Annotated in this window: 8 protein-coding genes and 1 CRISPR repeat array; all 8 genes read left to right on the forward strand. The window is 42.0% G+C overall.

The window, feature by feature from the left end; translation table 11 throughout:
- Positions 1-45 precede the first annotated feature (45 nt).
- The 8 genes from ACUC6J_RS10205 to cas8c all read left to right on the forward strand — a co-directional run bounded on the left by ACUC6J_RS10205 (position 46) and on the right by cas8c (position 12,256).
- Positions 46-2,091 (forward strand): hypothetical protein, encoded by a 2,046-nt coding sequence (locus ACUC6J_RS10205; RefSeq protein WP_340864584.1) that lies wholly within the window; start codon positions 46-48, stop codon positions 2,089-2,091.
- An 85-nt stretch (positions 2,092-2,176) separates the two neighbouring features.
- Positions 2,177-2,929 carry a vWA domain-containing protein gene (locus ACUC6J_RS10210; protein WP_013370788.1) on the forward strand — a complete coding sequence of 251 codons (753 nt, stop codon included), beginning with the start codon at positions 2,177-2,179 and terminating at the stop codon, positions 2,927-2,929.
- A gap of 12 nt (positions 2,930-2,941) precedes the next feature.
- The gene (locus ACUC6J_RS10215; RefSeq protein ID WP_016821033.1) at positions 2,942-3,778 is read left to right on the forward strand and encodes a hypothetical protein; all 837 of its coding nucleotides are present in this window, start codon (positions 2,942-2,944) and stop codon (positions 3,776-3,778) included.
- A gap of 265 nt (positions 3,779-4,043) precedes the next feature.
- Complete coding sequence (locus ACUC6J_RS10220; RefSeq protein WP_016821034.1) at positions 4,044-4,853, forward strand: SDR family oxidoreductase; 810 nt, start codon at positions 4,044-4,046, stop codon at positions 4,851-4,853.
- A gap of 243 nt (positions 4,854-5,096) precedes the next feature.
- Positions 5,097-6,260: a CRISPR direct-repeat array (repeat unit 32 nt; unit sequence GTCGCACTCTATATGAGTGCGTGGATTGAAAT).
- A gap of 455 nt (positions 6,261-6,715) precedes the next feature.
- Positions 6,716-7,030: a hypothetical protein gene (locus tag ACUC6J_RS10225; RefSeq protein WP_017427969.1), complete on the forward strand. Its 315-nt coding sequence runs from the start codon at positions 6,716-6,718 to the stop codon at positions 7,028-7,030.
- A 4-nt stretch (positions 7,031-7,034) separates the two neighbouring features.
- Positions 7,035-9,518: a CRISPR-associated helicase Cas3' gene (cas3, locus tag ACUC6J_RS10230; RefSeq protein WP_447250128.1), complete on the forward strand. Its 2,484-nt coding sequence runs from the start codon at positions 7,035-7,037 to the stop codon at positions 9,516-9,518.
- A 113-nt stretch (positions 9,519-9,631) separates the two neighbouring features.
- Positions 9,632-10,348 (forward strand): type I-C CRISPR-associated protein Cas5c, encoded by a 717-nt coding sequence (cas5c, locus tag ACUC6J_RS10235; RefSeq protein ID WP_017427971.1) that lies wholly within the window; start codon positions 9,632-9,634, stop codon positions 10,346-10,348.
- A complete protein-coding gene (cas8c, locus tag ACUC6J_RS10240; RefSeq protein ID WP_017427972.1) occupies positions 10,349-12,256 on the forward strand; it encodes a type I-C CRISPR-associated protein Cas8c/Csd1 in 1,908 nt (635 codons plus the stop codon).
- Positions 12,257-12,337 lie beyond the last annotated feature (81 nt).

Genomic DNA, 12,337 nt, shown 5'->3' on the forward strand with positions numbered 1-12,337 from the left:
TGAGGAAAACTAGCATACTGAACGATATAAGGAGAGGGATGTTTCATGTCTTTTCAACCGAATCCGGGAGACGAATTGATCATAAACGGCACAGCTTATGTGGTTGGACGACATCCCGCTGCACCCGGTTTAGCCTATGCACAAGCAGGGAGGCAGGGAATTGTATACCAGCTGATTGCCAAAAACGGAGCACCGCATGAGGCGAAAGCCCTTAAAGTGTTTTTTCCGAAGTTCCGCATCCCGGCTATGGTTTATCAATCTGAGCATATGGAAACATACGGGGATATTCCCGGTTTGCAGGTATGCAAGCGTGATGTGCTCACTCCAGAAAGAAACGGAAGTCTGATCGCTGAGCAGCCTGATTTGCTGTATGCGGTGCTGATGCCATGGGTTCATGGTATGACATGGTTCGATTGTCTCACAGATCAGCGTCAGCTTGAGGCTTCCGATAGTCTGGCTTTAGCCAGAGCACTGGCAGGGATCGGTTCAGCGATGGAGCAAAAAGGATTGGCTCACTGTGATTTATCGGCGCCCAATGTTATGCTTCCGTTTTTTTCTGAAGTGGAACTGCCTGAAGGCACGTCAGCTGTGGAATTGGTAGACGTGGAGCAAATGTATAGTACCAAAATGGATCGTCCAGATGCACTATTGGCAGGATCGCCAGGGTATGCTGCACATCGTACCGTTCACAGCGGGTTATGGAGCGCGTATGCAGACCGTTTTGCAGGGGCTATCATTATTGGAGAAATGCTAGGCTGGTCTGACCGTGTGGTGGTCGATAAAGCGTGGGGCGAAAGTTATTTTGATCAACATGAAATGCAGACGCCTTGCGAACGTTATTTTATTTTGCGGAAATCGCTTGAAGCCCGATGGGGCAGCAAGGTGGTAGAACTATTCAGCCGTGCTTGGGATAGTCAGGATCTAAGCAGTTGTCCTACCTTTGGCGAATGGCTAGTTGTACTTAATGCCGTTACTGAGCAGGAAATTCTGGTGGAGGATACAGAAACGGAGCCAGTTGGGACAGATACAGTCGGTGTGGCTGCTGTGAGCGGCGCTTCCAGTGAAGCGGTATCCTCGTTGGCAACACCTGCCCCGCTCAAAGCTGAACAGGCTGAAATGTTAAATCAGGCTGCCCTAGAGCAGGGAGAGCGTGGAGTAACGGACAAGCTGTTTCGACAGGCACGTGAACTGGAGCAGCAGAACAAACCTGCTGCAGCGCTGGAAGTATATCGTTCGTTGTATCACTTTGTAGAAGATGGCAGCCCTCTGCATGTAGAGGTGTCGGCTGCGATCACAGGACTGGAGGAGCAGCTGAACCCCAAGATGCCAGAGCAACCTGATAAATCGAAAGCCTGGTATCGCTCCAAAATGTTTATCGTGACAGCATCGGCCGCAGTCGTTCTTTTGGCAGCGGGAATCCCAACTGTGAGTATTCTTGCGGATCAGTCTAATCAGCGACAAATCGAGGCTGCAAAGCAAGAAGAGGCATTGAAGGCTGCAAAAGCAGCCGAGGAAAAGTTGGCTGCTGAGCAGGAGGCCGCTCAAAAATCGCTAACGGAGAAACAACGGCAGGAAGCTGAACAGCAGGCCAAACAACAGGCTCTTGCTGCTCAAAAGCAACAGGAAGAGCAGAAGAAACAACAAGCCCTGATCGCTCAACAGGTTAAATATGAAGCTTATCTCGCCCAAAAGGAACAAAACAAGCAGGCTGCTGCCAAGTTGGCGAAGCAAAAAGCATATGATCAACAGGAAAAATATGAAAAATACCTGGCCTTGAAAAAGGAGCAGGAAGCTCGTGCTGCCAAGGAAGAAGCAGCTCGTAAAGCAGCAGCTGAGTCGGAACAAAAGCGAAAAGATGCTGTACAGGCACGTAACAAGGAGAATGTTCTCCAGCTTATTTCCCTCTATAACAAGGCGTATGCTTCTCAGGAAGGTGGAAGCACCGCGAAGGCCAAGAGCTTTGCCAAACGTTTTAGAGCATTATATGATAGCAATCCTTCTTATTATCGTTCAGTAGGTGAAGTGGGCTATCGGGCTTCCTCTATTTATAACTTTTTAGGAGATACGAATTTTAGACTGCCTAAAATTTGATGTTTCATATGTTTATATAATGGCGGAATGATAGATTAGGAAACAGATACAGATCGAAGGTAACTGAGGGGAGCATGTACAAACCATGAATTATACAATACAGGCTTCACAACGTACTCCCGCCCTGATCATTTACCTGATTGACATCAGCGCGTCGATGAATATGCTGATGGAAGGGCGGCGGCGTATTGACGTTGTATACGAAGCTATATCACTGGCGATCCGACAGATGGTTTTCCGATCGACCAAGGGAAATCGGTTGACTGCGCGCTATCGGATTGCAATTTTGGCTTATAGTGACGACGTATATGACCTGCTGAATGGTGTCAAGGGAATTGATGAAATCGCGGCTATTGGTTCGTTGCCTGATTTGACACCCAAACGATTCTCAGATTCAGCAAAGGCTTTCCTGCAAGCTGAACGTATTTTGCAGGCGGAATTACCAGGGATGCAGGATTGTCCTGCACCTTTGGTCTGCCATATGACAGATGGTGTTTCTACAGGCGATGATCCGGAACCGATTGCGAAGCGCATTATGAACATGAGTGTACCAGATGGCAATGTACTGGTGGAAAATATATTTTTATCCGACAGGTTGCTGGAAACGCCTATTCAGGACCCCCGTCGCTGGAAAGGTCTGACGCATAATACGCCTTTGCAGGATGAACATGCTGTGAAACTGCGTAATATGTCTTCTGTGCTTCCTGAAAGCTATCGGGAAATGCTGTTTGAGGCAGATTATCAGTTAGGTGAAGGAGCCATCATGATGCTGCCTGGAACCTGTGCGGAACTGGTGTCCATTGGTTTTCAAATGTCAGCTGCAACGCCTGTACGGTAAGGAGGTAAAAGCATGAATCCACTGCTGTCCCTGCTCCCCACGAGCAAAAAAAAGGGATTGAATGCAAGGCTGACTCAGCAATTTGCTTACATAAGCTCTCAGACAGGCGATCAGCCTTTATCATCTCATCACAGTCGTTTTATGTGTCGTTATGGCTATGGAAGGTCTGCTGAATCTGCCAGTATGGGAGAAAGCGGACAGGATTTTGCCGCAGTACGTATTCATAAATCTGTCTGTTGTTTTGTCTTGTGTGATGGTGTCGGGCTCAGTTACCGAGGAGATTTTGCAGCTCGCTATCTGGGTTCTTCTTTACTGGATTGGATGGAACAGAGACAGGATCTGTCTGCTAATCAATTGAGGGAGTATCTTGAGCGTCTGGCAGGTGCAGCTACTGAGGAACTGGATCGGCAGCCTCTGGATCACGAATCAGGCTTAATGCGTTCAGTATTGGAAGATAAACGTCGACAGGGAAGCCAGTCCATGTATATTTGCGGTAAAATCGAACTGCCGAAACGAGGTACCCGTGGTCGTCTCCGACTTGCCTGGCAAGGGGATTCACGTTTGCGATTGTGGAACGGTACGGAAGAAATCAGCGAACTATTTGATCATACCTTCTCTACTGCGGAACGCTGGTCTACAAGCCGTGGACCGATTGGAGGGAAGCCGCATTGGTACGAAAGAAGCATACCCGCAGATATGCCAATGAGATTACAGGTATACACGGACGGTTTGTCCGATTTAGATCCTATTCGCGAGCCTGTCCCTGATGAGCAGATACAGGTATTACTTGATGCGTCTCATACCGGGGGACTTGATGATGATGCGGCATTTATTGAGCTGCAGTGGTAAATGAATAAGCCAAAGGACGTATGCATCCATATCGATGGTTGTAGAACGTCCTTTTTTGATAGATACATAGAAAACTGCGAATAGGTAAGATATTTACGGAATGTAACGAGAGAGAAGAAGAAAAGATGCACTAATGCGCGAAATATTCAATCTTTTCTTGAATATCGCAAAGGAACAGCAAAAAATGCGCAAAAATGGTGATTATAAAGTATACCCTTTTGGGTAATCTTGTGATTATACAGATTATTGAAAGGGAGCGATACGTATGAACTATACATATGCAGGAGGCGCGCGCTTTGAAGGCAAAACTGCTCTAATTACGGGTGCTGGTTCTGGTATTGGCAAGGCAACGGCCATCCAAATGGCTAGAGAAGGAGCAAATGTCGCTCTTTTTGACGTAAGTAATGATCGCATTTTGGAGACGGAAAGAGAAATTAATGCCATACGTGAAGGGTCAGCCCGGGCTTTTGACGTGGACATTGCCGATCCGGTGCGTGTTGAAAAAGCAGTGCTGGAAGCGGTTGAATTGTTTGGCGGGCTGCATATCATCTTTGCCAATGCGGGGATTAACGGGGTCGTCGGACCGATCGAGGAGCTGAGCATTGAGGATTGGCGGCAAACCTTGTCTACGAATCTGGATGGCACCTTCCTGACGGTAAAATATACAATACCGCATTTGAAAAAGAATGGCGGCGGCAGCATTATCATTACCAGCTCGATTAATGGAAATCAGCGCTTTACCAGCTTTGGGATGTCAGCCTATAGCACATCGAAGGCAGGTCAAACCGGTTTTGCAAAAATGGCAGCCCTAGAGCTGGCCAAGTTCCGTATTCGTGTCAATGTCATTTATCCAGGGGCCATTTCGACGAATATTGATGAAACCACGGAGAAATCGGAAGGGTTGAAGCAGATTACCATCCCTGTGCAATTTCCCGAGGGAGATCAGCCGTTGGCAGATGGACCGGGACAGCCCGAACAGGTTGCTGATTTGGTAACATTCTTGGCCTCTGATCATTCGCGTCACATCACTGGCGCACAAATTGTGATTGATGGGGCAGAGTCGTTATTGTTTTAGAAAATGGAGTATTCTCTGGGACAGAGAAATGTTTTGTGGTATCTTAAGTGTATTCTTACTTACGGTGCGAATGTGAAGCTCACATAAAAACCCCAGATCCTTCGCACCTCGAAATTTGTCGAGATGGATTTATATTCATTTTATCGTTAGAAGTCAATAGTCGATTCAAGCTTTTTAAGCATCGTTATTTTCGAAATTATAAGGAATTAATACCGTTAGAGTATTAATTCCTGCATTTTCGCTGTCGCACTCTATATGAGTGCGTGGATTGAAATCATAATCCAAACTTGGAACAGTACATTGTTACTTGTCGCACTCTATATGAGTGCGTGGATTGAAATAGAACCGTATCCGGGTAATAGTAGTCGTCCCGGTAAAGTCGCACTCTATATGAGTGCGTGGATTGAAATCCTCCTGGGGTTTAAGTTCCACGCCGTTATACGGTCGCACTCTATATGAGTGCGTGGATTGAAATCACGTCAGAAGCTGCCCCTTAAACGTATTAACTTCGTCGCACTCTATATGAGTGCGTGGATTGAAATCAGATCACCATCCTCAATCACCACACGCAACATAGTCGCACTCTATATGAGTGCGTGGATTGAAATTGCATTATCAAACTCATTCCAGGCAGCGGACAGGGTCGCACTCTATATGAGTGCGTGGATTGAAATCACTTGGCTCGCTCGGCATCTGTTACCCCGCTCTGCCGTCGCACTCTTTATGAGTGCGTGGATTGAAATATCGAGACTGGAACAATGCTTTAAGCTCATTAGCGTCGCACTCTATATGAGTGCGTGGATTGAAATATGCAAGGGTGCAGTATTACTGTCTATTTTTTGTAGTCGCACTCTATATGAGTGCGTGGATTGAAATATGATTCTGGTGGTAATTTGATTGCTAAATCGTAGTCGCACTCTATATGAGTGCGTGGATTGAAATACCTCATGCTTTATTAAGTAAGTTCCCCGACCAAGTCGCACTCTATATGAGTGCGTGGATTGAAATTACCTCAAGGCTATAAATACGTATCCGTCATTAACGGTCGCACTCTATATGAGTGCGTGGATTGAAATTTCCTGGATGTGAATGTACATTTGATGCGTCCAAGTCGCACTCTATATGAGTGCGTGGATTGAAATTCTCTTGTTGTTTGGTTTATTGCCAGGTGTACCAGGGTCGCACTCTATATGAGTGCATGGATTGAAATAACTAAATAAACAACAAAGGACTCCATACTGGTTGTCGCACTCTATATGAGTGCGTGGATTGAAATTAAAATTTTTGGAAAAGGGTAGGGGGCTCAAATTGTCGCACTCTATACGAGTGCGTGGATTGAAATCCCTAGTTCCACCTGAAGAGCTAGAATTTTTTCGTCGCACTCTATATGAGTGCGTGAATTAAAATTATCTATAGTACCTAACTTGCATAAGAACTCCCAGCAGATTCTTCATGATTGTAGCCAAGACATAATTGATATTAAACTTTAGGAATATCGGTTTAGTTATCTTAAAAATATTATTTCCACATGACTATAAAAATATTTGTTTACATAATGAGAATAAATCTAATATGATTAAGAAGTCGTTGAGAATCTAGTGTTTTTAGGCGAAATACAAACCTCTTCACATTAAACAACCATAAGTTCGTAAAATGAAACCTGAGATAGGATACGGAAACCAAAGGCTTTAAATTAAGTAGATAAAAGAGGAGTATGTAGCATATAACGCTACGACAATATATAAAGAATTGTCGATGAATTCACTTAACAACGCAAGTGTTTAAGTGGTTATTCTAGGCTTTGTCGATATTATCTTATGCATGGTCACACATTTAAATATTTGTTCAATGGAGGTAAATAGATGAATTTATTAGCTATTCCTGGTCTGTATTTTTATATCTATCTAGGCATAGGCCTTATCGTGGGATATCGGTTTGTATCTCAGGAATTAACTGAACGTGCACAGGAAAAACGGCAAGACAACGAAGAGGAAAACGATAAGGAACTGTCTGCAGCAAGAGAGGGGCTTTATCAATCTCTACATGATCTTCATCGTTTAATAGGTCAGAAAGGTGTTATTGCTACGATATATATTTTATTTATGCTTTTTTGGCTTCCGTCTTGGTTAGTAATTACTTGGAAAAGGCTATTTACAAAGAAAACTGAAGGAGATTAAAAAAATGGAATATATCGCCCACATACGGGAAAGCAACCAAGAGATTCAAACAGTTGGTGAACATCTATACGAAACCCGACAATTAGCAGAAGTCTACGGTGACAAAATAGGTATACGACATATTACCGGATTAGCTGGTATGCTGCATGACTTGGGGAAGTACACGGAAAAATTCCAAAATTACATACGTTTAGCGGTACAAAATCCTGATAATCCGCCGAAGCGAGGAAGTGTAGATCATTCTAGTGCAGGTGGGAAATTATTATATACTCTCTTTCACATCCAACCTCAAGGTACGTTTGATAAGCAGGATGTATTTATTAAATATGTATTGACCGAAGTTGTAGCAAACGCTATTATTTCACACCATTCTTATTTACAGGATTTTTTAAATCCACAGCTGGAATCTAGATTTTTGTATCGGGTGCGTGACCTAGATATAGAGGGTTTTGAAGATGCAGTAGTGCTTTTTTATAAGCAGGTCATAGACAAATCTGCATTTTTTGATTATGTGAACCAAGCAATGGCTGAGTTGGATCAATATATGAAACGAGAAGGTGAGGTGGATTTTGAACTTAAATTAATGTATTTATCCAAGTTTGTTTTTAGTGCTTTGATTGATGCGGATCGAACTAATACCCGCTGCTTTGAAGAAAAAAAGAGTGCAGGTGATAAAACCAAAGTTGAACCAATGCATCACCAAAAGCTATTTCATAAGTATTACAAAAAATTAATGATGCACATCAAATCCCTGCAAGCAGGCAGTGATGCCAATACACCTATTAATTTACTTAGAAAAGAAATGTCCGAACAATGTGAGCAGTTTGCAAAAAGACCTTCTGGAATACATACGCTCTCTATCCCTACAGGCGGTGGTAAAACACTCGCCAGTTTTCGTTATGCCTTAAAACATGCTGCAACATTTGAGAAGAAACATATCATTTATGTCGTTCCATTTACAACTATTATTGAACAAAATGTACGAGAGATTCGCAAAATAATATTGGACGATGCGAATATTTTGGAGCATCACTCTAATGTGGTCGTGGACGATCATGAAGAGGAAGAGAGCAGTGAGTTCGAAGATGTAGTTGTGAGTACGCGTCAAAAATTAAAACTGGCTAAGGATAATTGGGATTCGCCAATCATTTTCACCACAATGGTGCAATTTTTAAATGTCTTTTATGCTGGCGGAAGCAGAAATATTCGTAGACTTCACAATTTAAGCGAGTCCGTCATTATTTTTGATGAAGTACAAAAAGTCCCTACTCACTGTATTTCATTATTTAATCAAGCAGTGAATTTTTTGAAAACGTATGCTTACTCAAGTATTGTTCTTTGTACGGCTACACAACCAGAATTAGATTTTGTACATAACAAGCTGGCAATTGAGCCAGACGCTGAAATGATACATGATCTGGATCATGTCATAGAATCGTTTAAGCGGGTTGATATTGTAGATAAAGCAACGGATATGAAATTTAGTACGGAGAAACTCGGCGATTTTGTTGAACAAAAACTTGCTGATGAACAAAGTGTACTCGTTATTTTAAATACAAAAACGGTAGTGAGAAATCTATATCAGAGATTAAAGGAAGGAAACGGTACAGTCCCGATCTACCACTTAAGTACATCCATGTGTCCGGCCCACCGTAATTCTATATTGGAGGAAGTTAAAAATCACCTGAAACATAAAAAACCTGTCATTTGTATTAGTACACAATTAATTGAGGCTGGAGTAGATATCAGTTTTAAGTGTGTCATTCGATCATTGGCTGGTCTGGATTCCATTGCTCAAGCGACGGGGAGATGTAATCGTCACGGAGAGTATAAAAAGAAACAAGTGTATGTCATTGACCATGAGGAAGAGGATCTCAAGAGATTAAAAGAAATCAAAATCGGTAAAGAAATAACTAGAAAAATGTTTATTGACTTAAAAGATGATAAAACTTGCTTTGGTGGAAATATATTATCTGCTCAAGCCATGGAAATATATTTTCAAAAATATTATTCCGAGTTAAAGACTGACTTAAATTATTTTATTCCTAAACTGAGAAAAAACATGACTGAATTATTATATGCCAATCACATAGAGAATACTTACTATCAATCTTATTGCAAAGAAAATGAGACGATTCTACCCTTACTCTTAGCGAATAGCTATAAGACTGCTGCAGACCATTTTCAAGTCATTGAGGATCATACGACTGCTGTTATTGTTCCTTATGGGGATGAAGAAAAAGAAGGAAAGGAGATCATCGCGGATCTAAACGGACAGAAAAGCATAGAAGATCTTACGGATCTGTTGCGCAGGGCACAACAATTCACTATTAATATATTTAACTATGAGAAAGACCGATTAGATCAAAATAAGGGGTTAGTCTCTTTTTTGGATGGGAAAATATATGCACTAACCGATGGAGCTTATGATGATTGTTATGGGCTTAACCTTGAAAATGACAGTCTGCATCATGAATTTATCCTTTAAAAACACTTCGATTGGGACTCGAGACTTATATTCTACATTGACTGCCCCTGCCAAAAGTAATATTGTGGAACTATGTTTAGAAAATATAGGCATAGAAAGGAGGTATATGCTAGTTGAGAAATGCGATCGAGTTTAAAGTTTATGGTGATTATGCACTGTTCACAGATCCACTAACCAAACTTGGTGGTGAGAAATTAACGTATAGTGTTCCAACGTATCAGGCATTAAAAGGAATTGTCGAAAGTATCTACTGGAAACCCACAATAATGATGGTAGTAGACAAAGTTCGCGTTCTACATGCCATCCGGATGGAATCCAAAGGTGTTCGTCCCATCGAGTATAGCGGCGGTAATACGCTTGCTAATTATACTTACCTGAAAGATCCCTGTTACGAGGTTCAGGCTCATTTTGAATTTAATCCGCATCGTCCTGAGATGGAATATGACCGCAATGAAAACAAGCATCATAATATCCTAAAACGCTCGTTGCTAGCGGGTGGGCGCAGAGATATTTTTCTAGGTACACGAGAATGCCAGGCTTATGTGGAACCTTGTGTTTTTGGTATAGAAGCTGGTTTCTACGATAACTATGGTGACATTCATTTGGGTAATATGGTACATGGAATTAACTATCCAGATGAGACTGGCAGGGACCAGATGGAAGTCCGCTTGTGGAATCCGGTAATGAAGGACGGAGTCATTGATTTTATTCGACCGGAGAAATGTATACAAGTTCGTACAATAGCAAATATGCAATCCAAACAGTTCGATACAAATAACGTTCAGTCCGCGGATGAGTTGCTTGCGCAATGGGAGGGGTGGGGGAATTAAATGAGCTGGTTGTTAAATTTATATGAAACGTATGAATCTAATCTTGATCGTGTAGGTGTGATTGAGAAGAAACATAATGATCGTGAATATACATTATTGCCTATTTCCCACACGACCCAAAATGCGCAGATCGAAGTCGAAGTTACAGAACAAGGTGATTTTCATTCGGCCAAGATTTTGGATAAAAATGAGTTTAGTACATTGATTCCCTCTACAGAAAAATCCGCCAGTCGGGCTGGTTCTGTCATATCCCCTTATCCGCTCCATGATAAATTAAGTTATGTTGCCGGAGATTTTGTAGCATATGGTGGAAAAATAAAAAAAGAAGAGCCATTTGCTGCTTATATTCAGCAGTTAGAAGGCTGGGCTACCTCAGATTATGCCACTTCTAAGGTGAAAAGCATATATCGATACTTAAGCAAGCGCCACTTGATCAAAGACTTAGTAGACAATTTTATTTTATATCTTGATGAGGATCAGAAATTAATAACGACATGGGACAAGAAGTACGAACCTTTACATGGAGAAAAACCACCTATATTTACAGCGGTCCCAGGTGAACAGGAGAGCGTATTCATTCGTTTTAATGTGTACTCTCCAGATAAAGCTTTAGATAAAGTTTGGGAAGATAAAGAGATGTATGATTCATTTGTGGGTTACTATAGTCAGTTGCTTGGAGAAGAAGACATTTGCTATGTGACTGGAAAGCAGCTCCCTAGCACAGACAAGCATGCTAATAAAATCAGAAATTCTGGGGATAAGGCGAAGTTGATTTCTGCCAATGATACGAGTGGATTCACATTCAGAGGACGATTTGCCCACAGTCATGAAGCTGCAAGTATCAGTTATGAAGTATCGCAAAAGGCTCATAATGCCTTAAAATGGCTCATTAACCGTCAAGGTAAAGTCATAGAGCAACGTGTTTTTCTAGTGTGGGGAAATGATGAACCGAGCATTCTGAATTTTACTGAAAATGATAATATCTTTGCAATGGGCTTGCCAGCCAAGGCTAAAGAAATAAAAAGTCATACGAACGAAGAATTTGCTTTTGAATTTGCCAAAGCCTTAACGGGTTATGCCAATACACTTGCTGTCAAATCTAGTTCCAAGGCAAAAGTTAATATTCTTGTACTTGATTCAGCAACAACGGGCCGGATGGCCGTAATCTATTATCGGAATTTGGATAAAAAATTGTATTTTGAAAAGCTTATTCATTGGCATTCCACCTGTGTATGGCTTCATCGCTATCAGAAGGATGAGCAGGGTGAATATTTACAATTTTGGGGTGCTCCAGCAACCAAAGACATTGCCTTTGCAGCATACGGTTCTAAAGCTAATGATAAGCTCGTTAAAGGCTTGATGGAACGAATGCTCCCCTGTATAGTAGATGGTCAAAACATCCCTCAGGATATTGTGAGGAGTGCGATTAACCGTGCCTCTAATCCAGTATCCATGGACAAGTGGGAATGGGAGAAAACACTAAGCGTGACCTGTGCTTTGGTTAATCAACGGGAGGGATACAATGTGGCATTAGATAAAGAAAATATGGATCGCAGTTATTTATTTGGCAGATTGTTGGCGATCGCTGATGTGATGGAACGAAGCGCATTAGATAAGGACGAGAAGCGATCTACGAATGCAACCCGATATATGAGTGCTTTCTCACAACATCCAGAAAGAACCTGGAGGACCATTCAGAATGCCTTGCAGCCACATCAGGCAAGACTTGGGAAACGCTTAAGCTATTATACCAATATGATTGATGAAGTGCTTCACAAAATCCCCTTTAACGAATTCAACAATAAACCATTGACCGGAAAATATTTGTTAGGACTCAGTAGCCAACGCTATGAAATCTATCATAATAGTCATAAAAAAGATCTTGAGGATAATAACGACAACAAATAGAACAACACCATAGACATGATTGAACACCAGGAATCCTAAGTGACTTTAAAAATATGTAGGTACATTAAAGGAGAGTAATCA

The organism is Paenibacillus sp. JJ1683, from assembly GCF_053006485.1.

Bases quoted from the DNA above. Each gene is read 5' to 3' on its own strand.
- ACUC6J_RS10205 (WP_340864584.1), top strand. From the start codon at position 46: ATGTCTTTTCAACCGAATCCGGGAGACGAATTGATCATAAACGGCACA.
- ACUC6J_RS10210 (WP_013370788.1), top strand. From the start codon at position 2,177: ATGAATTATACAATACAGGCTTCACAACGTACTCCCGCCCTGATCATT.
- ACUC6J_RS10215 (WP_016821033.1), top strand. From the start codon at position 2,942: ATGAATCCACTGCTGTCCCTGCTCCCCACGAGCAAAAAAAAGGGATTG.
- ACUC6J_RS10220 (WP_016821034.1), top strand. From the start codon at position 4,044: ATGAACTATACATATGCAGGAGGCGCGCGCTTTGAAGGCAAAACTGCT.
- ACUC6J_RS10225 (WP_017427969.1), top strand. From the start codon at position 6,716: ATGAATTTATTAGCTATTCCTGGTCTGTATTTTTATATCTATCTAGGC.
- cas3 (WP_447250128.1), top strand. From the start codon at position 7,035: ATGGAATATATCGCCCACATACGGGAAAGCAACCAAGAGATTCAAACA.
- cas8c (WP_017427972.1), top strand. From the start codon at position 10,349: ATGAGCTGGTTGTTAAATTTATATGAAACGTATGAATCTAATCTTGAT.